Annotated in this window: 21 protein-coding genes; 8 read left to right on the top strand and 13 right to left on the bottom strand. The window is 62.5% G+C overall.

Going from position 1 to position 26,920, the window contains the following annotated elements:
- Positions 1-58 precede the first annotated feature (58 nt).
- Entirely contained in the window at positions 59-490 is a 432-nt protein-coding gene (locus tag ASH00_RS08070; RefSeq protein WP_056547199.1) for an OsmC family protein, read from the top strand.
- A 76-nt stretch (positions 491-566) separates the two neighbouring features.
- On the opposite strand, the gene ASH00_RS08065 is transcribed toward ASH00_RS08070, so the two are convergent.
- On the bottom strand, positions 567-3,977 hold the full coding sequence (locus ASH00_RS08065) for a S41 family peptidase (protein WP_056547785.1): 3,411 nt from the start codon (positions 3,975-3,977) through the stop codon (positions 567-569).
- Between the two features lie 32 nt (positions 3,978-4,009).
- Positions 4,010-5,800, bottom strand: coding sequence for a serine/threonine protein kinase (locus ASH00_RS08060; protein ID WP_082565992.1), 1,791 nt, complete (start codon positions 5,798-5,800; stop codon positions 4,010-4,012).
- Between the two features lie 104 nt (positions 5,801-5,904).
- Between ASH00_RS08060 and lipB the strand changes: the two genes are divergently transcribed.
- The 3 genes from lipB (at position 5,905) to ASH00_RS08045 (ending at position 8,489) form a co-directional block, all read left to right on the top strand.
- The gene (gene lipB / locus ASH00_RS08055; RefSeq protein ID WP_056547193.1) at positions 5,905-6,627 is read left to right on the top strand and encodes a lipoyl(octanoyl) transferase LipB; all 723 of its coding nucleotides are present in this window, start codon (positions 5,905-5,907) and stop codon (positions 6,625-6,627) included.
- The gene (lipA, locus tag ASH00_RS08050; RefSeq protein WP_056547190.1) at positions 6,624-7,625 is read left to right on the top strand and encodes a lipoyl synthase; all 1,002 of its coding nucleotides are present in this window, start codon (positions 6,624-6,626) and stop codon (positions 7,623-7,625) included. Before lipB ends, lipA begins: the two co-directional genes overlap by 4 nt.
- Before the next feature lie 90 nt (positions 7,626-7,715).
- Positions 7,716-8,489 (top strand): DUF4191 domain-containing protein, encoded by a 774-nt coding sequence (locus ASH00_RS08045; RefSeq protein ID WP_056547187.1) that lies wholly within the window; start codon positions 7,716-7,718, stop codon positions 8,487-8,489.
- Here ASH00_RS08045 and ASH00_RS08040 read toward each other — a convergent pair.
- Positions 8,486-8,923 carry an RDD family protein gene (locus tag ASH00_RS08040; RefSeq protein ID WP_056547185.1) on the bottom strand — a complete coding sequence of 146 codons (438 nt, stop codon included), beginning with the start codon at positions 8,921-8,923 and terminating at the stop codon, positions 8,486-8,488. The two genes, ASH00_RS08045 and ASH00_RS08040, sit on opposite strands and share 4 nt — an antisense overlap.
- Before the next feature lie 306 nt (positions 8,924-9,229).
- Here ASH00_RS08040 and glnA (ASH00_RS08035) point away from each other — a divergent pair, with 306 nt between their 5' ends.
- Positions 9,230-10,654 carry a type I glutamate--ammonia ligase gene (glnA, locus tag ASH00_RS08035; RefSeq protein WP_056547182.1) on the top strand — a complete coding sequence of 475 codons (1,425 nt, stop codon included), beginning with the start codon at positions 9,230-9,232 and terminating at the stop codon, positions 10,652-10,654.
- Positions 10,655-10,741: 87 nt separating this feature from the next.
- Here the strand turns inward: glnA (ASH00_RS08035) and ASH00_RS08030 are convergent, their stop codons facing one another.
- Together ASH00_RS08030 and glnA (ASH00_RS08025) are read right to left on the bottom strand one after the other, a co-directional pair.
- Positions 10,742-13,759: a bifunctional [glutamine synthetase] adenylyltransferase/[glutamine synthetase]-adenylyl-L-tyrosine phosphorylase gene (locus tag ASH00_RS08030; protein WP_056547179.1), complete on the bottom strand. Its 3,018-nt coding sequence runs from the start codon at positions 13,757-13,759 to the stop codon at positions 10,742-10,744.
- 18 nt (positions 13,760-13,777) lie between these two features.
- Positions 13,778-15,118 (bottom strand): type I glutamate--ammonia ligase, encoded by a 1,341-nt coding sequence (glnA, locus tag ASH00_RS08025; protein WP_056547176.1) that lies wholly within the window; start codon positions 15,116-15,118, stop codon positions 13,778-13,780.
- Positions 15,119-15,308: 190 nt separating this feature from the next.
- Between glnA (ASH00_RS08025) and panB the strand changes: the two genes are divergently transcribed.
- Entirely contained in the window at positions 15,309-16,172 is an 864-nt protein-coding gene (panB, locus tag ASH00_RS08020) for a 3-methyl-2-oxobutanoate hydroxymethyltransferase (RefSeq protein WP_056547781.1), read from the top strand.
- Between the two features lie 15 nt (positions 16,173-16,187).
- Here panB and ASH00_RS16660 read toward each other — a convergent pair whose 3' ends face one another.
- Complete coding sequence (locus tag ASH00_RS16660) at positions 16,188-16,352, bottom strand: SPOR domain-containing protein (protein WP_157359053.1); 165 nt, start codon at positions 16,350-16,352, stop codon at positions 16,188-16,190.
- Between the two features lie 65 nt (positions 16,353-16,417).
- Between ASH00_RS16660 and map the strand changes: the two genes are divergently transcribed.
- Together map and ppgK are read left to right on the top strand one after the other, a co-directional pair.
- Positions 16,418-17,296: a type I methionyl aminopeptidase gene (gene map / locus ASH00_RS08015; RefSeq protein ID WP_056547173.1), complete on the top strand. Its 879-nt coding sequence runs from the start codon at positions 16,418-16,420 to the stop codon at positions 17,294-17,296.
- Between the two features lie 76 nt (positions 17,297-17,372).
- Complete coding sequence (ppgK, locus tag ASH00_RS08010; protein WP_056547170.1) at positions 17,373-18,200, top strand: polyphosphate--glucose phosphotransferase; 828 nt, start codon at positions 17,373-17,375, stop codon at positions 18,198-18,200.
- A 52-nt stretch (positions 18,201-18,252) separates the two neighbouring features.
- Here ppgK and nrdR read toward each other — a convergent pair whose 3' ends face one another.
- The 7 genes from nrdR to ASH00_RS07975 form a co-directional block, all read right to left on the bottom strand.
- Positions 18,253-18,753 (bottom strand): transcriptional regulator NrdR, encoded by a 501-nt coding sequence (nrdR, locus tag ASH00_RS08005; protein WP_056547167.1) that lies wholly within the window; start codon positions 18,751-18,753, stop codon positions 18,253-18,255.
- A 152-nt stretch (positions 18,754-18,905) separates the two neighbouring features.
- Entirely contained in the window at positions 18,906-20,273 is a 1,368-nt protein-coding gene (hisD, locus tag ASH00_RS08000) for a histidinol dehydrogenase (RefSeq protein ID WP_056547164.1), read from the bottom strand.
- Between the two features lie 55 nt (positions 20,274-20,328).
- Positions 20,329-20,850 (bottom strand): hypothetical protein, encoded by a 522-nt coding sequence (locus tag ASH00_RS07995; RefSeq protein WP_157359052.1) that lies wholly within the window; start codon positions 20,848-20,850, stop codon positions 20,329-20,331.
- Between the two features lie 25 nt (positions 20,851-20,875).
- Complete coding sequence (gene dnaE, locus ASH00_RS07990) at positions 20,876-24,445, bottom strand: DNA polymerase III subunit alpha (protein ID WP_082565991.1); 3,570 nt, start codon at positions 24,443-24,445, stop codon at positions 20,876-20,878.
- Between the two features lie 56 nt (positions 24,446-24,501).
- Positions 24,502-25,437, bottom strand: a complete 936-nt coding sequence (locus ASH00_RS07985) for an RluA family pseudouridine synthase (RefSeq protein ID WP_056547776.1) — start codon at positions 25,435-25,437, stop codon at positions 24,502-24,504.
- A complete protein-coding gene (gene lspA / locus ASH00_RS07980) occupies positions 25,424-26,026 on the bottom strand; it encodes a signal peptidase II (protein WP_082565990.1) in 603 nt (200 codons plus the stop codon). Before lspA ends, ASH00_RS07985 begins: the two co-directional genes overlap by 14 nt.
- Before the next feature lie 120 nt (positions 26,027-26,146).
- Positions 26,147-26,803, bottom strand: coding sequence for a DivIVA domain-containing protein (locus tag ASH00_RS07975; RefSeq protein WP_056547157.1), 657 nt, complete (start codon positions 26,801-26,803; stop codon positions 26,147-26,149).
- Positions 26,804-26,920: the final 117 nt, after the last annotated feature.

The raw sequence follows: 26,920 nt of genomic DNA, 5'->3' as shown, positions 1-26,920 counted from the left end.
GCAAGACACCCGGACGCCCGTCCGGTGCACGTGATTCAATCATTTAAGAGGAGAACTGATGGCTACAGTACGCTCAGCACATACCGTCTGGAGTGGAGACCTGCCCAGCGGATCAGGACAGGTTTCTCTGGACACCTCCGGACTTGGGACCTACGACGTCACCTGGAAGGCGCGGGCAGAGGAGGCTGAAGGAAAGACCAGCCCCGAAGAACTCATCGCCGCAGCACACTCGGCATGCTTCTCCATGGCCTTCAGCCATGCCCTTGGCGGAGAAGGAAAGACTCCGGACCGCGTCGAGACCAAGGCCGAGGTGGATTTCCAGCCAGGCGTTGGCATCACCGCCATCCGGCTCACCCTGAAGGCATCGGTGCCGGATCTGAACGAGGAGGATTTCCAGCGCCTTGCCAACGAAGCGAAGACGGGGTGCCCTGTCTCCCAGGCACTCGCCGGCGTCAAGGACATCTCGCTGGATGCAACTCTGGAGTCCTGATACCTGCTTTCATCCGGTAGCACTGTGCCCCGGTCACCAACTACAGTGACCGGGGCACAGTGCTACCAGCGGCAGATCAGCTGCGCGGCGGCAGTGGCAGCGGTGCAAGCTGCGGATGGTTCCTGCGTGCCGGCGGTACGTCCGTGGGCAGTTCTTCAAGCATCTCGCGCAGAATTCCGACGGCGTGCTCTAGCTGAGGATCTTCCTGTGCGGCGTACGCGTGTGGCGGAAACTGCACCTCAATGTCGGGGTCCACGCCGTAGTTTTCCACGCCCCACTCAATGCCTCCGGTCATCCAGAACGCGTAGCGCGGCTGTGTGACTCCGGTTCCGTCGGCGAGGCTGAACCGACCGTCGATGCCGACGACACCGCCCCACGTCCGGGTGCCGATGACCGGCCCGATCCCCCGAAGCTTCGCCACCTGGGTGATGATGTCGCCGTCGGAACCCGCGAACTCATCAGTGAGGACAACGACCGGACCCCTCGGTGCATGTGCCGGATAGGTACCCGGCTGCTCACCTCGCGGGAGTGACCAGGCAGTCACTTTACGGCCGATGAGTTCGGCTACCAGTTGTGAAGTGTGACCGCCGCGATTGCGGCGCACGTCGATGATGAGACCGTCGCGGGCAGTCTCGCGGTCGAGGTCCCTATGCAGTTGCGCCCATCCCCTGGCCACCATGTCCGGAACGTGCAGGTAGCCGAACCGGCTATCCGAAGCTTCGTGGACGATCGTACGGTTCGCGCTGACCCAGTTCTGGTAGCGGAGCCGTTCCTCACTGCGCAACGGTACAACCGCGACCCGGCGAACGGCGGGTTGGCCGCCGTCATCGTTGTACCGTGCCACGGTGAGTTCGACGGGCCGCCCCCCTGCCCCTGTAAGGAGTACGGCCGGACCAAATTCCGGAGGCACGGGCACGCCGTCCACCGCCTGAATGATGTCTCCAGGCTCCACAGCCACTCCTGGCGCTGCCAACGGCGCAGCTGCCTGCGGGTCGGAGGACTCGCCGACGAAGATACGGTCTACCCTCCAACCACGCTCGGCTCGACTGAGCTCGGCTCCGAGGAAACCCTGGGCGCCCGCGCCCGCCTCGCTGGGTAGGGCCGGAGTGACGTAGGCGTGGGACGTCCCGAGTTCGCCGTGCAGCTCCCACAGGATGTCGACCAGATCATCGTGCGAGCCGATACTGTCCAGCAGCGGTCGGTAACGCTCGCGCACGCCCTCCCAGTCCAGGCCGCCCATGTCTTCGGCCCAGAAAAAGTCGCGTTGCAGACGCCACGCATCCTCAAACGCCTGCCGCCAAACGCTGGGAGGATCAAGCAGTACACGGATCCGGTTGAGATCCACCGTTACCCGCTCAGCAGAGTCCGGTTCCGCAGGACCGGAGGTGGGCACTGCTGTAACGGCTCCGGCGTGGACTATTACCGCACGTTTGCCGTCGCCGCTGACTTCGAAGGAGTCCACCTCCTGAACGAGTGTGGAGGTCTCACGCTTGGCCATATCGAAGCGTTCGAGCCGCCTCGCCGGCTCTTTGGCATCCGTGGTGGCGCGGCCGTCGCCGGTGATCCCAATCGTGTCAGCTGCCGTCCAGAGCAGCGCGTTCTCCACTGCCCGCATACCCTCATAGGATCCCTGCGTCACCGGCACGGGAATGATGCGTTCGGCAAGGCGGTCCGCATCAACCTCGACAACCAGCGAGGGAGATTTTTTTTCCTCGGCCGGCGCCGGCCGATCGTACACAGCAGGCCCGAACGGTGACGCTGTGTCAGCCGCGAGAGCCACCAGGAACGGTTTCGTCGAGGCCGGGAAGCTGAGATCGAAACGATGAGTGTCATACACCGGGTCGAAGCTACGGTCGGACAGAAAGGCAATGAATTTGCAGTCCGGGGTGAATGACGGAGCATGGTCCCGAAAGCGGCCATCGGTGACGTTCAGGATCTCGGTATTCTGAAGTACGCGGCTCAGCCGGACGCGCGTGCGCGCCCCTTCACCCGTGACGGGCTCCGCCCAGACAAGCCAGGCTGAGTCGGGTGAAAACGTCACGTCGTCGATTGCGCCGTGGGCGGTGGTGGACAGGGTGAAGAATCCTTCAGTACCAATCTCGTGAATCAGTATCTCGCCCATTTCACCTGCAACCGCGATGATTTTCGCGTCGGGACTCACTGCGAGGTTGCTTGCCCTGAAACGGTCTCCAAACCGGATGCAGGAAACAACTGTGCTGCCCGCCTGGTCCTGGGCAAAGACGGCGGCGTCTGGCGCCCCACGCTCAACAGGCTCAGCTTCGCCCGACCTCTGATCTTCGCTCGTGCTGTGCGGCTTCGCTGCCGGCACCGGCGCGGGCAGACCATCATCCGCTGCCAAAGTTTCCGGGCGGGTTGAACCGGTGGTGACAGGGACATCGACGTCGAACGCGCTGCGGATGTACAGCGCTTCCTCACCCTCATGGTCGGCAATGTAGGCAATCCGGTCTTCGCCAACCGGACGGCCGAGCCGTGCCCGCACACCCGCAGTTGCATCCACAACGCGGGAGGGCCCATCCCTGTGGCTCAGAAGATGCAGGGTCCCGTGAGATTCAACTACGCTGGCGCGGCCGTCTTTGACGGGAACAGCGGCCGCGAGATGCCGCGCTACGTTGAGCGGCTGCGGGCGCCTGCCGGTGGAGGCTGAGCCAAGCTGGATATCGAGTGGCCGCGCTTCCGCATCAAGGGCTTCGAGCAGCCAAAGTTTCCCTGCCGATTCGTAGACTACGCGGCTTCCGTCCGTGCTCGCATGACGGACATAAAAGGCCTCGTTATCTGTGTGGCGCCTCAGATCCTGACCACTTGCCGTCACAGAGTAGAGGTTCCCGTATCCCTCGTGGTCCGAAAGGAAAGCAAGACGGCCACTGACCCACATCGGATCGGCCAGGTTGCCGTTGAGTTCAGGCAGGAAGCGCCGAAAATCACCGGAACCATCCGGATCAATCCAGAGCTTGCCCGCGGTACCTCCCCGATACCGCTTCCACCAGGCCTGTTCGCGAGTCATGACGCTGCCGATGACAACGGGGCGCTCGTCCCCGACAGCTTCCCCATGAACAATGGCGTCAAGCGGTCCGTAAGGCACGACGTTACCCGGGGAACCATCCACGGGAAGCGTGTACGCCCAGGTATGCCGGGGATCCTCGTGCCGGAAAGCGCTCGTCGCGATGACTTGACCGTCTGCAGTGAAGCCCTTCACTCTGGTGCTCTGATGCCCCCAGTAGGTAAGCCGACGGAAGTTCCCCCCGTTTGCATCAGCAGCAACTACCTCCGGTGCGGCGCCCTGTACCACTGTCCAAGCGATGGTGGAGCCATCGGGGGAGAATCGCGGGTTCCGTACCGGCTGTTGGAGCGACGATATTCTCCACGCGCGCCCGCCCGAGACCGGGACAACCCAGACATCGTTCTCCGCTCCGAAAGTGAGGAGATCTCCGGACAGATGCGGATAGCGTAGGTAGTGAGAGGAAGCCATCATCCGATCATAACCACTCCCGCACCGCCCGCTCAGACGGCGTCGCTATTGTGCACACTGGCGATTCTCCATAGTCCTTCCTCTCTCACCAGGACGAAAACGAGGTCCTGCAGCGTCGATTCCGCGACCTCGCGCACGGCAGCACCTGAAGCGTCCATTTCGGTGTAGCCGGACATGACGGCCGTCGCGGTGACCGCTGTGGCGCCCTCCGGAACGGGGAATGACTCCGCCGGCGCGACCTTCTCCAGACGGATACTCAACCCATTGAAGACGTGGCCACGTTCCTGCAACCCGGCCATGATCCGCCGGTCGGCGGCCATAGCGTCCGAATCCTTGACGTTCACAACCGGCAGGAGGCCCGCTTCCCCTGTTGCGAGGAACATAGCTCTCACGGCAACGAGGGCGGACAGAGCTGTTACCGGGTTTTCGTCTGCCAGACGCTGCGTCATCTCGTCAGTGAGTGCCGTGTCCTTCGCTGGAGCATTCCCTCTTCTGGAGTCCGCCGGAGCGCCTCCCGCTGCAGGCTTTGCCGGAACACCCGCGGGCGCATCCAGCGTGTCCTTGAATTCAGCAGACCCACGTTCTGAATGAGAAACACTGCTGCCCAAGGTGTCCAGAAGTTGCGGACCGAGCAGCAGAACTCCACACAGCACCAGCAGTGCGGCGGCGCCCCGGATGACAGAACCCATCCTCGTTCCTCCCGAGTTACGCGCGCTCCGGCGCCGGGCCCTGGAAGGTTGTCGGTTCAGCTTCCCGCGAGAACCGTCCGCGCGACGCGACCGCTCCGCGCGGGTTGATGGGTGTGCGGACTTTGTCGGTTTCCGGAGCGTCGTCGGGATCTTCGTCGCGTATATCCGCGCGAGGGCTTCGGGCAGCCGGCGCCGGGTCCCCTTCGTGGAATCGGCAGTGGCGCGCCTGGTGAGCAGCTGGGGCAACACAGAAGGGTGCACGGCTGCGACGAGGTCCAGCGGCTGTGCTGGCGCCGCTCGCAGCACGGCATCCGCCAACTCATTGGCGCTCGGGCGCTCGCCGTGGTCGTCGTGCAGTGCGGCTTCAAGGATATGGAGCAATTCGCCCGGCACGTCAGGCACGAGCAGGCTCAGCGGCGCCCGATCCCTGGCCCGGTCGGGTGGGTTGCCGGTCAGGGAGTACCACCCGACCGCGGCAGCTGAGAACACGTCCGAAGCAAAACCGGCGGAGAGACTCGGCAGCAGGCCCGCGTCGGCGAAGCCCGCCGTGCCGCGAGGATGATCTGCCGATTCCCCCCGCATGCGTCCAACGCCGAGATCAGCAAGTAGCGGCTTTCCTTCGGCCGTGAACAGCACGTTGCCCGGCGATACATCGCCATGCTGAATGGCGGAGGAGTGCAGGTATGCCAGTGCCTGTGCAATCGGCCCAAGGACAGTGATGCATTCACCGATGCTCAACCGACCGCGGGCCGTCACCAGATTGAGGAGTGATCCTCCGCCGGCATAGTCCATCAGGAGTCCCGGACCACTGTCTGTACTGACGACTTCGCGGATTCCCAGGAGATGAGGGTGCTTCAGCGTGCCCAGAACAGCGAGCTCCCGATCAAGTGGGGTTAGGGACCCATCCCAGCCTTCAAGCTCTGCTCGTGAAAGAGGTGTAGTTGTGGGGAACACTTTGAGAGCGCTGAGAATACCCGTGCGTTGATCCTCGACCAGCCAGACATGAGCGCTACTGCCGACGCCCAGTAGCCTTCCCGTGCGGTACCCGCTGAGCCTGGGCGGCTGCTGCGCCTCTGGACGTTCAGTAGATGTCGCTCCCCATGCTGCGGCCGTCTGGCGTCGAAAGTTGTCCATGGTGACAAGTCTTGGCTACTCGCGCTCCCGGCGCAGAAGTTATCCACACCCTGTCCACATTCACGAATGTGAGATGACCGCCCACCCGGGTCTACGCTTGAGGAATGACGCTGGAGTTCTCCCGAATCGGATTCGATCCCCATTTCGTCGACTACCGGGACGGATGGGACCGACAAAAGACGCTGCATGAATCAGTGATTGCCGGTACGTCGCCCAGCACTGTTCTCCTCCTCGAACACTCGCCGGTCTACACCGCAGGAAAACGGACCGAGGAAAACGAAAAGCCGTTCGATGGGACCCCTGTGGTACCGGTTGACCGGGGAGGCAAACTTACCTGGCATGGCCCGGGTCAATTGGTGGGCTACCCCATCCTCGCCCTTCCGGAGCCCACCCGCGTTGCCGACTATGTCGGAATTCTCGAGGACGTCATCATCGCGGTCCTCAGCGACTACGGGATCATCGGAATTCGAATCGAAGGCAGGTCCGGGGTCTGGTTATCAGGTGATTCCCAACGACCGGCACGGAAGATTGCTGCTATCGGCATCCGCATCAACCGGCGGGTAACCATGCACGGATTCGCGATCAATTGCAGCAACGATCTCGCGCCTTTTGCGCAGATCGTGCCCTGCGGTATTACTGACGCCGGTGTCACGAGCATCTCCAAGGAGATCGGCCGCTCCGTATCACCGGTCGACATCGTTTCGCGCATTGAAGAGGAACTGCGCAACAATGAGGCGTCGCTGGTGCTCGGTCCCGAGGGCAATCTCCAGCTAACCGAGACAGCACAGGCCGTCGGCAACGACCGGCCGGAAGGAGTCTTACTGTGAGCCTGGCCCCCGAGGGAAGGCGCCTGCTGCGCGTCGAAGCACGGAACGCCGCAGTCCCGGTGGAGCGCAAGCCGGACTGGATCAAGGCTAAGGTCAACATCGGTCCCGAGTTCGTGGGAATGAAGAACCTCGTGAAGAAGGAAGGCCTGCACACCGTTTGCGAGGAAGCAGGTTGCCCCAACATTTTCGAGTGTTGGGAGGACCGGGAGGCAACATTCCTGATCGGCGGTTCAGAGTGCACCCGGCGGTGCGATTTCTGTCAGATCGACACAGGCCGGCCTGCACCGCTGGACCGCAGCGAGCCCTTCAAGGTCGCGCAGTCGGTACAGACCATGAACCTGCGCTACGCCACCGTTACGGGGGTGGCACGCGATGACCTCGAAGATGAGGGGGTGTGGCTCTATGCGGAAACTATTCGTCAGATCCACTCGCTCAACCCGGGAACCGGCGTCGAGATCCTGATTCCTGACTTCTCCGGCAAACCGGAACACATCGCCGGAATTTGCGACGCCCGTCCGGAGGTTTTCGCCCACAACGTGGAGACGGTCCCGCGCATCTTCAAGCGCATCCGTCCAGCCTTCCGCTATGAACGGTCGATGGACGTCATCACGCAGGGCAGGGACCACGGCATGGTGACCAAGTCGAACCTGATCCTCGGGATGGGTGAAACCCGCGCGGAAATCTCGGAAGCACTGCGCGACCTTCATTCCGCAGGTTGCGACCTGATTACAATCACCCAGTACCTGCGTCCCAGTGAGCGGCACCTTCCGGTGGATCGCTGGGTCAAGCCGCAGGAGTTTGTGGAACTTCAGCAGGAGGCTGACGAGATCGGCTTCCTCGGCGTCATGAGCGGTCCGCTTGTGCGGTCTTCCTACCGTGCCGGCCGTCTCTGGGCACGGGCGATGCGAAAGAAGGGCCTTGAATTACCTCCTGAGCTTGCTCACATTGAGGATTCGGGAAGCACTCTGCAGGAAGCTTCGAGTCTCATTCCCGGCTGACGTAGCGTCACGAGACGCAAACCTTCCCTCGGACGTTCGCGCTGCGCGCGGACGTCCGAGGCGTTAGGTATCCCGTAGACTTAATGCACTATGGCCAACAGTACTGACAACAGCTCAAACGCCACCCCGGACCCAGACGGATCGGGCTCGCGGCGCCGCCTCTTCTCACGAAAGCCGAAGGCCGCCAAGCCGGCCAAGAAGCCGGGAACGCTGAAGCGTATCGGCGAGGTCTTCGCGATGACGCGGCGCAACGATCCAAACGTTATCTGGATTATGGTGCTGGCGTTCCTGGCGGTTGTTGCCGTCGGGCTGCTCATCGGTTTCCTGATCCGCAACGTCGTGACCATGCTTATCATTGCCATCCCACTGGCATTCCTCGCGGCACTCTTCATCCTGTCGAGACGGGCTGAACGCGCTGCGTTCTCGCAGATCGAAGGGAAACCCGGCGCATCAGGAGCGGCCCTCAGTGTCCTGCGCCGGGGCTGGATCCTGAAGGATGAGCCGGTCGCAGTGAACGCTCGTACCCAGGATGCCGTTTTCCGTGCGATCGGGCGGCCCGGCATCGTCCTCGTGGCGGAGGGGCCAGTGAATCGCGTCAAACCGCTGGTCAACGCGGAACGGGTCAAAATGAACAGGATTGTGCCCGGTGTGCCGGTTCAGGTTGTCCATGCCGGCAACGGAGAGGGGCAGGTTCCGCTTCAGCGCATCTCGAAGAAACTGCAGAAGATGAAGAAGAACCTCACGCGTCAGGAAGTCTCTGCCGTTGACAAGCGGCTGAGCGCGCTGGGTACCCGGATGCCGATTCCCAAGGGAGTAGACCCGTTCAAGGCCCGTCCGGATCGCAAGGCGATGCGGGGCCGCTAGATCCGTACCAAGGCGGTTCGAACGGCTCTGTCATGCAAGCCGCGCTGATCCTCATCGAAGACAACTGCCGGAATCACCAGGCAAATGAGCAGGGTGCGCACAATCGCTGCTCCCAGCCCTGCGGGCGTGCCCTCCAGCCGTTGGACCTGCATGCCGAAGACGCGGTGTCCCACGCTATATCCCAGTGTCCCGACGAGCAGCATCTGTTCGAGTGCGAAGATGCCGAGCGTTGCAGTACCGTCGTATCCGAAAAATGCCGCCGAGATCAGGCTGCACAGCGCCCAGTCAATAGCGAGAGCGCCTAGCCGCCGCCCAGGTCGGGCGATTGAACCTGCGCCGTTCCGTGGCCGGCCCAGGCGCTGACCTGGCCAGTGGCCATCACCCCGCGACGGCGGTCCTTCAAGCCACGAACTGATGTCTCTGCGGTCAACCACCGCTCCACTCTATCCTGCATCACTCGGGCATTCCGGCTCTGTGGACCTGCTCTGTCCAACTGGATGCAGTCCCCCGATACAGTTCTACTCGTAGCGCGGGGGCGCTACCGACTAGGGTGGAACAAGAGCACGTATGCGTAGCTGCCGGCTTAAGTTACATGCCGGAAACATTTGCGACACCAGTGGGTAACTGCGCATTCATAGTGTGGAGGCTGTTGCGACCGCAGCAGGTCAACCCTTGTGGCGTCTCCCCCGCGCTGCCGGCCCCGGTCGCTCTTCCCGAATATGCGTAAGGAGCATAATCCGATGTTCAAGAATGCGGACGAAGTCCTCAAGTACATCGCCGACGAAGATGTGAAGTTCGTCGACGTCCGTTTCACCGATCTCCCGGGCGTGCAGCAGCACTTCAACGTCCCGGCGAAGTCGGTTGACGCCGACTTCTTCGTCCACGGCCAGCTGTTCGACGGATCCTCGATCCGTGGATTCCAGGGCATCGCCGAATCCGACATGCAGCTGATTCCCGACGTCACCACCGCATTCATCGATCCGTTCCGGATTGAGAAGACGCTTGCGCTGAATTTCTCCATCGTCAACCCACGCACGGGCGATCCGTACCATCGCGATCCGCGAGGGGTTGCAGAGCGCGCCGAAGCCTACCTGACCTCCACAGGCATCGCAGACACCGCGTTCTTCGCGTCGGAGGCAGAGTTCTACATTTTCGAGAACATCCAGTATGAATCCAGCCCTCAGGGCAGCTTCTACAAGGTTGACTCGATCGAAGCCCCGTGGAACAGCGGCCGTGAGGAAGTTGGCGGAAACCTCGGCAACAAGACCCCCTTCAAGGGCGGTTATTTCCCTGTTGCTCCCGTCGACAAGCAGGCCGACCTCCGCGACGCGATGTGCGTCGAGCTGGACGCTGTGGGTCTCGAGGTTGAGCGTTCGCACCATGAAGTGGGCGGCGCGGGACAGGCGGAAATCAATTACAAGTTCACGACGATGGTCCATGCGGCCGATGACCTGCAGAAGTTCAAGTACATCGTCAAGAACGTTGCGAATGCCTGGGGGAAGTCCGCAACCTTCATGCCCAAGCCCATTTTCGGTGACAACGGTTCCGGCATGCACTGCCATCAGTCGCTGTGGAGCAACGGCGAGCCGCTGTTCTACGATGAGCGCGGATATGCCGGCCTGTCGGACCTTGCGCGCTGGTACATCGGCGGTGTCCTGAAGCATGCATCGGCTGTGCTCGCGTTCACCAACCCGACCGTGAACTCGTACCGCCGTCTGGTGAAGGGGTTCGAAGCTCCCGTCAACATGGTGTACTCGCAGGGCAACCGCTCCGCAGGTATCCGCATCCCCATCACCGGTTCCAACCCGAAGGCCAAGCGCATCGAGTTCCGCGCTCCGGACCCGTCGTCCAACCCGTACCTCGCCTTCGCCGCACAGCTGATGGCCGGCCTGGACGGAATCAAGAACCGGATCGAACCCGCCGATCCCATCGACAAGGATCTCTACGAGCTCCCTGCCGAGGAGGCCAAGGATATCCAGAAGGCTCCCGGCTCCCTTGAGGAAGCGCTGCTGGCGCTGGAAGCCGACAACGAGTTCCTGCAGGCCGGAGGTGTCTTCACCCAGGATCTGATCGACACCTGGATCAGCTACAAGCGTGAAGTCGAGATCGCCCCGCTTGCTGCACGCCCGAACCCCTATGAGTTCGAGCTGTACTACGGCGTCTAGTCACCACACACCGTGAACAGCAGCAGGGCCGCACTCCGGTGCGGCCCTGCTGCTGTTTGACTGCTCCCGTTTAAGCGTCATTTGACGTCAATCGCCGTAGCCATAGAAAGAGCGCTCGAAGATCGCACGGCTCCGTCGGGTAATCCGCAGGTAGTCCTCCTCAAGCTCCGTCCCCTGCCCCGGACCGTAACCACACCAGCGCGCAACGGCTTCAAGGTCTCGGCGGGAGGAGGGCAGCAGGTCCGATTGCCTGCCGCCCCACACCGTGTTTGCAGCCCTCACACGTGAGGCGAGCCGCCAGCTTGATCGGAGAGTGGCGACGTCGTCGGCAGGCAGAAGCCCCTGCTCCTCGACCGCGTCCATCGCCTCGAGCGTCGAGGTTGTCCTCAGGGACGGCGAGCCGTGCGCGTGCTGCAGTTGCAAGAGCTGAATGAGCCACTCAACATCGCTGAGGCCGCCCCTGCCCAGCTTGACCTGGCGTGATGGATCGGCACCGCGCGGCAGCCGTTCCGATTCCATCCGCGCTTTGAGGCGGCGTATCTCCCGCAGGTCACCCTCTGTCACGTCCCGTTCGTAGCGAAGAGGATCTATCAGCTGCAGGAAATCCGATGCCAGCCTGTCGTTTCCCGCCATCGGCGAGGCCCGCAGCAGCGCCTGAGATTCCCAGACCAGGGACCATCGCCGGTAGTACTCGCGGAACGATTCGAGGGAACGAACGATCGGGCCCTGCCTACCCTCCGGGCGCAGGTCCGCATCGATCTCCAAAACACGCTCCGCCATGATCGGAGGCGAGCAGGGCTGCTGCAGGAACTGCCGCAGCCTGCCGACGATCTGCTCGGCCTGCCGCTGCGCAGCAGCTGGATCAGCTCCATCCCGCGGCCGGTGGACATACATGACGTCGGCGTCGGAGCCATAAGTGATCTCCCGTCCGCCCTGGCGACCCATAGCAATAACGACGACGTCCGTCAGCGCCTGCTCCCCGGCATACACCTCCGCCTCCGCTACGTTGAGAGCGCCAAGAACGGCGGCCCGGTCCGCATCGGCAAGTGCAGGCCCGACGTCCTCCTGCTTGAGCAACCCTGAACTGTCCGCGATGGCGATCCGCAGAATTTCACGACGGCGGATCAAGCGGATGAGGCGCATCGCCTCCTTTGGTGCGGGGTGGCGGGACATCTTTGATTGGATCTCCTGCCATTGTGTTTCGAACGCAACGGGCATCAGCTCCTTGTCCGAGCCGAGCCATTTCGTTGATTCAGGAGAGACCTCCAGCAGATCGGTGATGAATCTGCTGGAGGACAGGATGTGGCACAACCGCTCCGCCGCTGCCTTGGAGTCCCGAAGCATTCCGAGGTACCAGTGCGTCTCCCCCAGTGCTTCGCTCAGGCGTCGGAAACCCAACAGCCCTGCATCCGGATCCACACCGTCAGCGAGCCAATCGAGCAGGACGGGCAACAGTTGCCGCTGCAATGCCGATCTTCGGCTGATTCCCGTTGTTAGTGCTTCAATATGACGCAGGGCCCCGCGTGGATCCAGGTAACCGAGGGCAGCAAGACGAGCGCTGGCTGCCTCCGAAGTCAACCGGACCTCGTCAGCGCTGAGATTCGCCGCCGCGTTGAGCAGCGGCCGGTAGAAGATGGCCTCATGCAGGCGTCGTACCAGGCGTTTGGTCTGCTGCCATTCTTCGGTGAGCGCAGCTGCGGTGGGCCGGGTCTCCAGCAGAGAGCTGGCTGATGACTTGGCGAGCGCCTTCAGGCTCGCTTCGTCGTCGGGCATGAGATGGGTGCGGCGCATCTGAACCAGTTGGATGCGGTGCTCGAGGACGCGCAGGAAGCGGTAGGCCTGGTCGAACTGCTGGGCATCCCGCCGGCCGATATAGCCGGCTGAGCTCAGTGCCGCGATGGCCGACGTGGTGGCGCGGGTCCTGAGCGTTTCGTCAACTTTCCCGTGGACCAGCTGGAGCAACTGCACCGTGAACTCAACGTCGCGCAGTCCTCCTGCCCCGAGCTTCAGCTGCCGGTTGACCTCGTGGGAGGGGATGTTGTCGGTGACCCGCCGGCGCATCGCCTGAACGGATTCAACAAACTCATCGCGTTCCGATGAGGTCCAGACGAGGTCGGACACCGCCTGGGCATAACGCTCACCCAATGCCGGATCCCCCGCGATTGGACGTGCCTTGAGCAACGCCTGGAACTCCCAGGTCCGGGCCCAGCGCGCATAGTAGGTCAGGTGGGAGTCCAAGGTGCGGACAAGCGGGCCGTCCTTTCCCTCAGGGCGAAGATTTGCATCCACCTCCCACAGTCCGGGTTCCCGTCCTGCCGACGTCACTGCCCGAGAAATGCCGGCGGCCAATGCGGTCCCGATGCGCACGGCGGTTTCTTCCTCAAGGCCCTCAGCGTCGATGACGTAGATGACATCGACATCCGAGATGTAGTTCAGCTCTCCGGCTCCGCATTTACCCATTCCGATCACCGATAACTTGACGGCCGCCACGTGTGCAGTCGGGAAGGTTGTCGCCAGTTCCGCGCGCGAGACCGCCAGGGCTGCCTCGAGTGCCGCTGCGGCAAGGTCGGACAGCTCCTGGCCGACCGTGGGGAGAAAATCGGTGGGTGATGCCGCACCGAGGTCCCGTATGGCCAGCTCGGTAAGGTGCCGGCGATAGACCGTGCGCAGGGCGCGGTATGCGTCCTCGCCGGATACCGCCGCGACGGGATTGGCATCTCCCGCGTCAGCACCGACAGACCGCAAAAGCGATTGCCGCAGCACCGCCGCGTCCACCCGCCCGGGCTCTGCACTTGTCCTAACCCGGACCACATCGGAGTGCTCCGGATGGCGCATGAGGAATTCAGCGAGCGCTTCAGAGGCCCCGAGCAACCGGAAGAGGGACTCAGCGCCGGAGCCACCAAGCCGCACGAGGTCGGCCAGTTCGGGTTGGACCGCGAGAAGGCGAACGAGGGACTGAAGTGCCAGGTCCGGATTAGCCGCGACAGTGAACCCGTTGAAGAGCCGGTCCTCCGGTATATCGGCAAGTTCTGCCGCAGCCAGAAACCGGGTGCTCTTGTCGAGGTCCGTGAAACCCCTGCTGATCAGTTCCCTGTTCAGGCTCATGGACAACTTCCTTTGTGCCTAGAGGATGCCGAGGTTGCGCCTGAGCTCGTAGGGGGTTACCTGGATTCGATAGTCATGCCACTCCGCACGCTTGTTGCGGAGGAAATTCTCGTAGACCTGCTCGCCGAGGATCTCAGCCACAAGTTCCGAATCCTCCATGGCCCGCACGGCGTCGTGAAGGCTCGCCGGCAACGGATCGTGACCCATGGCGCGCCGCTCCGCGGCTGTCAGGCTCCAGACGTCATCCTCTGCTCCCGGCGGCAGTTCGTAGCCCTCCTCGATTCCCTTCAGACCGGCACCCAGTAGCACGGAGTAAGCAAGGTAGGGGTTTGTGGCGGAGTCGATACCCCGGTATTCGATGCGGGCGGATTGCCCCTTGTTCGGCTTGTACAGCGGAACGCGCACCAGCGCGGAACGGTTGTTGTGACCCCAGGAAAGGTAGCTTGGTGCTTCGCCGCCGCCCCAGAGACGCTTGTAGGAGTTGACGAACTGATTGGTGACTGCCGTGAATTCCGGTGCGTGGCGAAGGATGCCTGCGATGAACTGGCGTGCCGTTTTGGACAACTGGAACTCGGCGCCGGCTTCGAAAAACGCATTGGTGTCCCCCTCGAAGAGCGAAAAGTGCGTATGCATCCCGGAGCCCGGGTGATCGGAAAAAGGCTTGGGCATGAAGGTGGCGTAACTGTCCTGCGTCAGCGCTACCTCTTTGATGACTGTGCGGAATGTCATGATGTTGTCGGCAGTCTGCAGCGCATCGGCGTAACGCAGGTCTATCTCATTTTGTCCCGGACCGGCCTCGTGGTGGCTGAACTCGACCGAGATTCCGACAGATTCGAGCATCGCAACCGCGGTCCGCCGGAAATCCTGCGCCACGCCGCCCGGTACGTGGTCGAAGTAACCCGCCTGGTCCACCGGAACAGGCTGACCGTCCGCGCCGAGCTCGTCAGACTTGAGAAGGTAGAACTCGATTTCCGGATGGGTGTAGCAAGTGAATCCCATGTCCGCCGCTTTAGCGAGAGTCCGTTTCAGCACGCCGCGCGGGTCAGCTGATGACGGCTGGCCATCCGGAGTCAGTATGTCGCAGAACATCCTGGATGTCTGCTCTTTTTCACCGCGCCAGGGCAGGATCTGAAACGTCGAGGGATCCGGCTGGGCAAGCATGTCAGACTCGAAAACCCGGGCGAGGCCCTCAATCGAGGAACCGTCGAAGCCGAGGCCTTCCTCGAAAGCACCCTCGACTTCCGCGGGAGCAAGAGCAACCGACTTCAACGAGCCGACGACGTCGGTGAACCACAGCCGGACAAAACGGACGTCGCGTTCCTCGATGGTGCGTAGGACGAACTCCTGCTGCCGATCCATTCCAACCTCTTTCCCACTCATCCCGTTGTCTTCACGACCTCCCGCACAACCGGGAGCCTACTCCCCGGTCCGCTGCCCACTTTACTGACAATGGACCGTCAGCGCGGGCACCGGCGTGCGTAGAACCGCACCCGTACAGTATGTCCGGCTTGTGTTACGACGGCGTTACCCGTGAAGTAGGCTCGTGGTCATGAATTCCGCGGAAACTCCAGCCCCCTATGGAACCGGATCACAGGCCGGTGGCGCACCGTCCCAGCCGGTGCCGCGGATCCGGACACACCATCTCCAGTCGGCGAAAGACAGCGGCCGACGATTCGCCATGCTGACCGCGTACGACCAGTACGCAGCAGAAATCTTCGATGCTGCAGGCATCGAAGTGCTGCTTATTGGAGATTCCGCTGCGAATAATGTGCTCGGACACGCCACCACACTGCCGATCACGCTCGACGAAATGATCCTGTTCTCCCGCGCCGTCACGCGGGGAGCGAGCCGAGCTCTAGTGGTTGCGGACCTACCTTTCGGCAGCTATGAGGTCTCGCCCGCCCAGGGCGTGGAATCCTCCGTCCGTCTGATGAAAGAGGGACTGGTTCATGCGGTGAAAATGGAGGGCGGAGCGCACTATGCGGAAACAGTCCGCGCTATTGTGCGCGCGGGCATCCCCGTCATGGCTCACGTCGGCTTCACACCGCAAAGCGAGCACTCCCTGGGCGGCTATCGGGTCCAGGGCAGGGGCGACGCCGGGCGGCAGGTAATTGACGACGCCGTAGCACTCGAGGAGGCCGGCGCCTTCTGCATTCTCATGGAGATGGTGCCGGCGGATGTAGCGGCTGAGGTGGACCGGGCTGTCAGCGTGCCCACCATTGGCATCGGTGCAGGCTCGGCGACCACCGGCCAGGTACTGGTATGGCAGGACATGGCGGGCCTGCGCTCGGGCAAGCAGGCCAAGTTCGTCAAGCAGTTCGCAGATGTCCGATCCGTGCTTTCCGATGCCGCTCGCGCCTACGGCGATCAGGTCCGTGACGGAAGCTTCCCCGGTCCCGAGCACAGCTTCTAGCAGCTTCCGCAGAAGCTACTCCTCGTCCTGTGCGTCCCACGCACGGTTGCGCTCCTGAACCTTTTCCGGCGCGCGTTCCGCTTCTGCTCGCGTGGGATAGGGACCAATGAGTTGGCTCCAGTCGGACTGGGCATCTTCTTCAACCTCGTGGGTCCGAACGTTGTACCAATACTGCACCATCGCGGCCTCCTTGGTCTTGCCTTCACTTTCGGCTTCGGTGGTTCCACACCGATAGGATCAAGAGTATGTCCCAGCATTCCTCCTCCGCACCCGTCGGCACGCTCATCGGGGGGACTATCAGTCCTCCCCGTAAAGTGCCGCGGTCAATTGAGCGTCCGGAGTATGTCGGCCGCCCCGGACCTGCCCGGTTCGAGGGATCCGAGGTCAAGTCGGCTGACACCATCGAGAAAATCCGCCGGGCAGGAAAGATAGCCGCGCAAGCCATCCAGGAAGTCGGCCGGCACATTACCCCCGGCGTCACCACTGACGAGCTCGACGCCGTCGGGCACCGGTTCCTGATCGAGCACAAGGCGTACCCTTCGACCCTCGGTTACCGCGGATTCCCGAAGTCTTTGTGCTCGTCGCTCAACGAGGTCATCTGTCACGGCATACCTGACTCCACCGAGCTCCGCGACGGAGACATCATCAACATCGACATCACCGCCTACATCGACGGTGTGCACGGGGATACCAACTACACCTTCCTCGTCGGCGACGTCGACGAAGAGTCCCGCCTGCTGGTGGAGCGCACCCGGGAGGCTCTGAACAGGGCTATCAAGGTGGTTGCCCCGGGACGGGAAATAAACGTCATCGGCCGTGCCATTGAGTCCTACGCGAAGAGATTCGGCTACGGTGTTGTGCGGGACTTCACGGGTCACGGAGTCGGAGAGGCTTTTCACACCGGGCTGATCATCCCGCATTATGATGCTGCGCCGGCCTACAACCGCATCATCGAGCCCGGGATGGTATTTACGATCGAACCGATGCTCACGCTCGGAACCATTGAGTGGGATATGTGGCCTGATGACTGGACTGTGGTCACTCGGGATCGTCAGCGCACCGCTCAGTTCGAGCACACGCTGGTGGTGACTGAGACCGGCGCCGAAGTCCTGACGCTTCCCTAGCAAGACCAAGCACGACCTCCGCGCATTACCGGCAAGGCGCGGACCAAAACACACCCGAGAGAATTTCTGGAGAAATATGGGCAAGAACAGCGGCAAGACGAAGGGCGGCAGGAACCTGCCTGCCACGGTCATCGGAATCGACATCGGTGGCACCGGCATCAAGGGCGGCATTGTTGACCTCGCCGCCGGGGCCATCGTCGGTGAGCGGTTCCGGGTGGAGACTCCCCAGCCGGCTACACCGGAGGCTGTCGCCGTCGTCGTCGCCGACATTGTTGCTGAACTGTCCGTCCGCGAGGGAGCGCCGCCTGCAGGCCTACCGATCGGGGTGACGTTCCCGGCCATCATCCAGCACGGTGTGGCGCGCTCGGCTGCGAATGTCGATGAGAGCTGGATCGACACCGATGTGGACGCACTGTTTACCAAAGTGCTTGGACGCGACGTGCACGTTATCAATGATGCTGACGCCGCCGGCCTCGCAGAGGTTCAGTACGGCGCGGGCAAGGGCGTCAACGGTACGGTCCTTGTCATCACACTCGGTACCGGGATTGGTTCCGCTTTCATCTTCGACGGCAAGCTGGTTCCGAACGCAGAGCTTGGCCACCTTGAAATAGACGGGCACGACGCCGAGACCCAGGCTTCAGCCGTAGCCCGCGAACGACTGGGACTGAGTTGGGATGAGTACTCCGTCAAGCTGCAGCGCTACTTCTCCCACGTCGAATTCCTGTTCTCGCCTGAACTCTTCATTGTGGGCGGCGGCATTTCGAAGCGAAGCAAGGACTTCCTTCCCAATCTTTCCCTGCGAACGCCCATCATTCCTGCCGAGCTCCGGAATCACGCCGGCATTGTGGGAGCAGCGCTTCAAGCGGCGCTTCACTTCAAGAGCCAGCCGGTCGAAGCGGAATAGCAGGTGGTGCCGGTGGTGGCGGCGGCTTCCCCTCCGCAGCCACCACCGGAGATTATGTGGCGGTGAGCGGCCGCTGCGTACCCGTCGGGACCCGGGCCGCCGCATTGTCCGCTTCGAGGCGGAGCTTCTCGATAGCCTTTTCGAAGTCCTCGAGGGAGTCGAAGCCCTGGTACACGCTGGCGAAGCGAAGGTAGGCTACCTGGTCCAGCTTCTGGAGCGGCCCAAGAATAGCCAGCCCAACCTCGTGCGCGTCGATTTCAGCGACGCCGCTTGCACGAACAGCCTCCTCGACGTCCTGCGCCAACAGCGCGAGGTCATCCTCAGTGACAGGCCGCCCCTGGCAGGCCTTGCGCACGCCGCTGATGACCTTGCTGCGGCTGAAGGGCTCGGCAACGCCGGACCGTTTGATGACCGACAGGCTGGTGGTTTCCACGGTAGTGAATCGCTTGCCGCATTCAGGACACTGGCGCCGACGGCGGATCGCTGATCCATCATCGGTGAGACGGCTGTCAACGACACGCGAGTCGGAACTGCGGCAGAACGGACAGTGCACTCCACCCTCGTTTCAACTCTGACGAACAGCGTTTTCATCGGATACGACGCAACTTTTCAAAGGCGCCGGGAACCATTCTAGAACTAGATGTAGTGAAACTACAACCATGTCATTACTAGATGTGGTGGTTTGGCGTTCAGGGACACGAGCGGTCAGCCGGAGTAACCGTCAGGAAAGCGCACCTGCACCGCATCGCCGTGTCCCGGCAGATCCTCAGCCTGAGCAAGCTGAACAACGTGCTCACTGACCTCCCGCAGGGCGTCCGCGCTGTAGTCGATTACCTGCATGGCCCGCAGGAAGGTGAACACGCTCAACCCTGAAGCGAACGCCGCCGTGCCGGCTGTGGGCAGGACGTGATTCGAGCCCGCACAGTAATCGCCCAGGCTTACGGGACTGTAGTCGCCCACGAAGATCGCGCCCGCGTTCTGGATACGCGCCGCTACCGCTGACGCCTGATCCGTGTGGATCTCCAGGTGCTCCGCGGCATACGCGTCACATACCGCAATACCGTGGTCGATGTCGTCCACGAGAATGGTGCCCGATTGAGGCCCGCCCAACGCAGTTTCGACCCGCTCGCGGTGCCGGGTGGACCCGGCCTGAATCGACAGCTCCGCCCGGACGGCAGCGGCCAGTTCAACCGAAGGCGTGATCAGTACCGAGGCTGCATTCGGGTCGTGTTCGGCCTGGCTGATCAGGTCCGCGGCAACCAGTCGCGGCTGCGCCGTCCCGTCTGCCAGCACAGCGATCTCCGTGGTGCCGGCCTCAGCGTCGATTCCGACAATGCCCTTGACCAGCCGCTTCGCTGTGGCGACGTAAATGTTCCCCGGGCCGGTGACAACATCAACCGGCTCAATCGCGGCACGATCCTCCTCACACGACACACCGTGTGCGAATGCGGCAATCGCCTGGGCACCGCCGATGCCATAGACCTCCTTGACGCCCAGCAGCTCCGCCGCTGCAAGAATCACCGGGTGCGGCAGTCCACCGAATTCCTTCTGCGGCGGCGATGCCAGTGCAATGGACTGAACACCGGCCGCCTGTGCCGGCACCACATTCATGATGACCGACGAGGCGAGGACCGCGAGCCCCCCGGGGACATAGAGCCCCACCCTGCCAACCGGCACCCACCGCTGGGTGAGGGCAGCTCCAGGGCGGATGTCGACGACGACATCCTGCGGTCTCTGCGCAAGGGCAAAGACGCGGGCGCGGTCGATGGACTCCTCCAATGCCGCGCGCACGTCGGGCGAAAGCGTCCGAAGTGATTCACTCAATGCCTCAGCCGGCACCCGCGGGTGGAACTGTTCAACGCCGTCGAACCGCTGCGCCAGTTCGCTGAGTGCGTCGAATCCGCGCGTCCGGACAGCAGCAATGATCTCTTCGACGCGCGAGGCGACCGAATCAAACGAAGACGTGGTGCTCCGCGGCATCGCGGCACGGAGTGCCGCAGTGGATAGATCCGTCCCGCGCAGGTCGATCGTGCGGAAGGCGTCGAATGATCCGGGGGCGGTTTGAGCAGTCACAGCCGCAATTCTACCGGCGGCTGCCAGGGCTCCTGCCCACGACGGAAAGGTGACGCTAACGATTCCGACGGATGAGCAGGAGCCCAAGCAGCGAGGCCAGGAAAACCACCAACGCTGCGGCTGCAGGCCAGACCAGCGCCACACCGAGCGAACGCAGCACAAACGGAAACTCGCCGTCGCCGCCGGAGAACAGGGCTCCCAGCCCTTGCCCAACCAATACAGCAAGGACGGATCCCAGCATGCTTCCCCCCACGGCGGCGCACACACGCTGCCACGCACCCGGCAGGTCGATGCGGTTTGTCAGGAGCCACCCCACGACGACGCCGGCCAGCAACTGCAGGCCGCCGAGCACAAGGTCCCGGATCAGCCAGGACTCAGCGTTGGCCCGGTCGCCATAGAGTCCCCCGCCCGGGGATGCGAACCACCAGAGGACGCCGAGCACCGGTCCGAGCACAGTCGTTGCCGCGGCCCACCAGAGCAACGACGACGGCGGCACCGCCGTCTCCGCGGCGGGACCGGCATAGACCGCTGGTGGATACGTACCGGGCTCCGCCGCTGATTCCTGCATACGTTTCATCTAACCGTTCCTCATCTGTACGAACTCATGCATCGAGGCACGTTGGTCCAAGCAGCACTTTGAGGTCCCCGAACAACGCCGGCGTCGGGTTGACCCGAAGGTCAACAGGCAGCGATAGCACTGACATCTGGCGTTCCTTGCGGACATGCAGCCGCACCTCCGAGTTGCCACGGTGCTGTCTCAGCACTGAGCCGAGTTCATGGATTACAGGTTCGGTAGCCCTGTGGTGCAGCATGGAAATGACCACCGGGCCGGAGTGGCCCTCCGTCAGATCCGGAACGGAGAGTTCCTGCGCGTTGAGGGTGACCGCGCCGTCGTCGCGCCGTTGCAGGCGTCCGCGGACCACCACGATCAAATCCTCCTCGAGTACGGACGCGATCGGTCCGTAGACCTGTCCGAAGAACATCACTTCCATCGATCCGCCAAGATCTTCAATTTCCGCCCTGGCGTAGGCGTTTCCGCTGTTCTTGGCGATGCGGCGCTGGAGCGAGGTGATCATTCCGGCAATGGTCACGGGGGCGCCGTCGGCGGGGCCGTCTTCGCCGATAACGGAAGTGATGGCGGAATCAGCATGTTGGCTGAGCAAGCCTTCCAGGCCCTGGAGGGGATGGTCGGATACATAAAGGCCCAGCATGTCCCGCTCGAAAGCGAGCTTGTCCTTTTTTGCCCATTCCGGCAGGTCCGGAACCTCGACCGAAAGCCCGGTTCCGACGCCCGGATCATCGAAGGCGCTGAAGAGATCGAACTGGTTGGCGGCTTCATTACGCTTGAGCACGACGACGGAATCCACGGCTTCCTCGTGGATCATCGCCAGTGCGCGGCGGGGATGACCCAGTGAGTCGAAGGCACCGGCCTTGATAAGCGACTCGATTGTCCGCTTATTGCAGACGACGGCGGGCACCTTCTGCAGGAAGTCGGAGAAGGATTCAAACGCGCCCTTCTCCTCCCGAGCAGCCACCATCCCGCCGACCACGTTTGCGCCGACGTTGCGAATTGCGCCCATCCCGAAGCGGATATCAGTCCCGACCGGAGTGAAGTTGACGCTCGACTCGTTGACGTCCGGGGGCAGCACTGTAATGCCCATCCGTCGGCACTCGTTGAGGTAGATGGCCAGCTTGTCCTTATCATCGCCGACACTGGTCAGCAGGGCGGCCATGTATTCGGCAGGGTAGTGCGCCTTGAGGAACGCGGTCCAGTAGGACACCAGTCCGTAGGCCGCGGTATGAGCCTTGTTGAAGGCGTAGTCGGAGAACGACTCAAGCACGATCCAGAGCTTGTCCATAGCCGATTGTGAATAACCGTTGGCCTTCATTCCGGCGAAGAAGTCCGCTTGCTGCTTGTCCAGCTCGGACTTCTTCTTCTTGCCCATGGCGCGGCGCAGCATATCCGCCTGGCCCAAGGTGAAGTTCGCCAGCTTCTGCGCGGCCGACATGACTTGCTCCTGGTACACGATCAGGCCGTAGGTGCCGCCGAGAATCTCCTCCAGTGGTCCCTCGAGTTCTGGGTGGATCGGCTCGATCTCCTGCATTCCGTTTTTGCGCAGGGCGTAGTTCGTATGTGAATTCACGCCCATGGGACCAGGGCGGTAGAGAGCGAGGACCGCGGAAATGTCTTCGAAGTTGTCGGGGCGCATGAGCTTCAGAAGCGAACGCATGGGCCCGCCGTCGAGCTGGAAGACGCCAAGGGTGTCGCCACGCGCCAGCAGCTCATAAGACTCCCGGTCGTCGAGTTCGAGGTCTTCCAGAACGAGGTCCTCGCCCTGGTTGGCCTTGATGTTCTCAACGGCGTCGGTGATGATCGTCAGGTTCCTCAGACCGAGGAAGTCCATTTTGATCAGGCCGAGGCCCTCGCACGTGGGGTAATCGAACTGCGTGATGATCTGGCCGTCCTGATCACGACGCATGATCGGAATGATGTCGATCAGCGGGTCGGAGGACATGATGACCCCGGCCGCGTGCACACCCCACTGGCGTTTCAGCCCCTCCAGTCCCAGGGCTGTCTCGAATACCTTCGCAGACTCGGCATCGGTCTTCAGGAGTTCCCGCAGTTCCTCGGCCTCCGAGAACCGCTTGGCGTCCTTGTTGTGCACGTCCGCCAGTGCGAGGCCCTTGCCCATGACGTCCGGCGGCATGGCCTTGGTGAGGCGCTCCCCCGTGGAGAACGGATAGCCCATCACACGCGAGGAGTCCTTGAGTGCCTGCTTGGCCTTGATGGTGCCGTAAGTGACGATCATGGCGACGCGCTCGTCGCCATACTTTTCAGTTACGTACCGGATGACCTCGGAACGGCGGCGATCGTCAAAGTCCACGTCGAAGTCCGGCATGGAGACGCGCTCGGGGTTGAGGAACCGCTCGAAGATGAGGCCGTGCTTCAGGGGGTCCAGGTCGGTGATGCGCATGGCGTACGCCACCATGGAACCGGCACCGGATCCGCGCCCGGGACCCACCCGGATGCCGTTGTTCTTGGCCCAGTTGATGAAGTCCGCCACAACCAGGAAGTAGCCCGGGAAGCCCATCTGCGTGATGACGCCGACCTCGAACTCCGCCTGCTTCCGGACGTCATCCGGTACGCCGGCCGGGTAGCGGTACTGCAGGCCCGTCTCGACTTCCTTGACGAACCAGGACTGCTCGTTCTCACCCTCGGGAACCGGAAAGCGCGGCATGTAGTTCGCCTTGGTGTTGAACTCGACGTCACACCGCTCGGCGATAAGCAGCGTGTTGTCGCAGGCGTCAGGAAAGTCACGGAAAATTGCCCGCATCTCGGCCGGCGACTTGAGGTAGAACTCATCGGCGTCGAACTTGAAACGCTTGGGGTCCGCCATGGTGGAACCAGACTGCACGCACAGCAGCGCCGCGTGCGCCTTGGCATCTTCTGCATGAGTGTAGTGGAGGTCATTGGTGGCCACGAGGGGAAGGCCCAGTTCACGGGCGAGCTTGATGAGGTCCGCCTGGACGTTCCGCTCAATATCCAGCCCATGGTCCATGAGTTCACAGAAGAAGTTTTCGCGACCGAAGATGTCGCGGAAGTCGGATGCCGCCTGAACTGCCTCCCGATACAGGCCGAGGCGCAGCTTCGTCTGGACTTCTCCCGAGGGGCAACCGGTGGTTCCAATCAGCCCTTTGCCGTAGGTCTGCAGCAGGTCGCGGTCCATTCGCGGCTTGTACAGATAGCCCTCCAGCGAAGCCAGCGAGGACATCCGGAAGAGATTGTGCATGCCCTCGGTGGATTCCGACCACAGGGTCATGTGGGTGTACGCGCCCGCACCCGATACGTCATCGCGTCCGCCTCCTCCCCACTTGACACGGGTCTTGTCCGCGCGGGCGGTGCCGGGCGTCAGGTAGGCCTCGACTCCGACAATCGGCTTCACTCCCGCATCACGGGCCTTGTTCCAGAAGTCGAAGGCCCCAAACACGAACCCGTGGTCGGTCGTGGCCAACGCGTTCATGCCGAGCTCCGCCGTATGGCTGAAGAGATCACTCAGGCGGGCAGCGCCATCGAGCATCGAGTACTCGGTGTGGTTGTGAAGGTGGACGAAGGAGTCCCGGGACGAAGCCGGGGCCACTGGGGAGGAGGACGGAGCTGAGGAAACCACCAACTCATTCTAGCGAGCACCGGGGACGCTTCCCGCGCGCCCGCAAGCGGGTGTCGGTCTCAGACCGTTCCGCCGGTCAGCGCATCGAGTGCATATTGGAGGTCCATGGGGAACCCGCTTTCAACGGCTACCCGTTCGCCGCTGCGCGGATGATCAAACGAAAGCATGCTGGCGTGCAGCCATTGCCGGGTGAGTCCGAGTTCCGCCGCCAGCCGGGGGTCCGCCCCATACGTCAGATCACCGGCGCATGGGTGGCGCAGAGCGGAGAAGTGCACGCGGATCTGATGCGTACGCCCGGTCTCCAGGCGGACCTTGACGAGACTTGCCTTCCCGAACGCTTCCTCCACCGCGTAGTGGGTCACCGATGGACGGCCGTCCTCCATGACGGCGAACTTCCAGTCGTGCGCCGGGTGGCGGCCGATGGGCGCCTCGATAGTTCCCTGGAGCGGATCCGGCAGCCCCTGGACCAGCGCGTGATACTGCTTGTCCACGGTCCGCTCCCGGAAAGCCTGCTTGAGCACGGTATAGGCATGCTCACTCTTGGCAACCACCATCGCTCCGGATGTCCCAACGTCGAGTCTGTGGACTATACCTACCCGCTCCGGTGCACCTGTCGTGGAAATCCGGTACCCGGCAGCCGCCAACGCTCCCACGACAGTGGGTCCCACCCATCCAGGGGACGGGTGAGCCGCAACTCCCACCGGCTTATCGATGACCACCAGGTCATCGTCGTCAAAAAGGATGCCCATTCCGTCAACCGGCTCGGCCACGATCCGCAAGGGATCGATTTCCTCCGGTACGACGACGGTGAGTGATCCGCCCGCGACGGCACGGGTTGACTTCTGGACGGGTGCACCGTCCATGGTGACGTTCCCGCCGCTGCACCATCCGGCAGCGACCGAACGGGATACCCCGGTCAACCCTGCCAACACCGCATCGATGCGTTGACCCGCAGCAGGCTCCGGAATGTCGAACGTAGTACTACGGGCGCTCATCATCAGCCACCTCGGCAGTGTCCGGGTCCTCCCGCTCCTCGTTGCTGCGTAGGCCGTCCATGCCGATGCCCCGCAGTGTCAGCAGACAAATGAGAATGACTCCACTGACCACGGCGATGTCCGCGATGTTGAAAATAGCGAAATTCGGCAGCGCGATGAAGTCGACGACATGCCCCTGACCAAATGTGGGCTCACGAAACAACCGGTCCGTGAGGTTCCCTACGGCGCCGCCCAATACCAATCCCAGTGCAACAGCCCAGCCTTTTGAAGCGACCTTACCGATCTGCGTGATGATCGCAATGGATACGAGGGCCTGAATGATGGTGAAGACCCAAGTGATCTCTGTTCCGATGGAAAACGCCGCCCCGGAATTGCGAATGAAATGCCAGCTCAGCACGGGCGGCAGCACCTCGGTGATCTGACCCTCCACCATGGTGGAAACGACCCAGATTTTGGTCAGCTGATCGATGATGTAGGCGACCAGTGCGAATGCAACCAGAAGCAGCGCGTAGCGGGCTCCGATGCGTTTGCCGTGCTTGCGGTGCGACCGGCCCGAATCGGGGCCTGAGACGGAAGGGTGCTCGGTCATGGTGCTTTCAGTTGTACGCGCCGAAGAGGCGGCAGTGGACACTTGGCTCTCTACTCAGGGTACGGCAGAGGCCAGCCGCCGGATAAACCGGCGACTGGCCTCGTGAGCTTAGGATCCTGCTTAGGCGTCTGCAGTTTCAGATGCAACGGAACCGCGGGAATCAAGGTCCCGTAGCTGACCTTCGATGTATGCCTTCAGACGGGACCGGTAGTCACGCTCGAAGCTACGCAGCTGCTCGACCTTGCGCTCGAGGACTGCCTTCTGCTGCTCCAGCGCGCCGAGTACCTTGCGGCTCTTTTCCTGAGCGTCATTGACGAGGCCACTGGCTTCGATCTGCGCTTCGGCGATGATTTTGTCGCGCTGCTCAACGCCGGCGTTGACGTACTCGTCATGAAGCTTCTGCGCCATCGCGAGGACACCCGCCGCAGATTCCGCGGTGCCGCCCTGCTGGACAGGTGCAGCGGCGGCAACCGGCTGGGCAGCCGGGCGCTCCTCAGCCTTCGGTGCCTCCACCTTGGGCTCCTCAGGCTTTTCCTCCTCGCGGACCTCTTCGGTAGCGGTGCTGGCGGCCACCGGAGCAGGGACAGCGGCGTTCTGCGCTGTGCCCGTGGAAACTTCCGAGAGCTGGCGGCGAAGATCGTCGTTTTCCTGGTTCAGACGACGCAGTTCCACGACGATCTCGTCGAGGAAGTCGTCCACCTCGTCCTGGTCATAGCCTTCACGGAACTTGGTGGGCTGAAACCGCTTGTTGACAACATCTTCTGGCGTCAGGGCCATCTGGTCACCTCATATGGATTTAGTCGAAGCCGCCTGTCGAGCAGACCTGACAACGTTACCGAATTGTGGACATGCTTGTGGAGGCAAAACCTCCTGCTTCACACCAATATGTGATTC

Origin of the sequence: Arthrobacter sp. Soil782 (assembly GCF_001428435.1) — a bacterium.
Taxonomy (GTDB): Bacteria; Actinomycetota; Actinomycetes; order Actinomycetales; family Micrococcaceae; genus Arthrobacter_D; species Arthrobacter_D parietis.
This window is presented reverse-complemented; position numbering and strand designations above follow the sequence as displayed.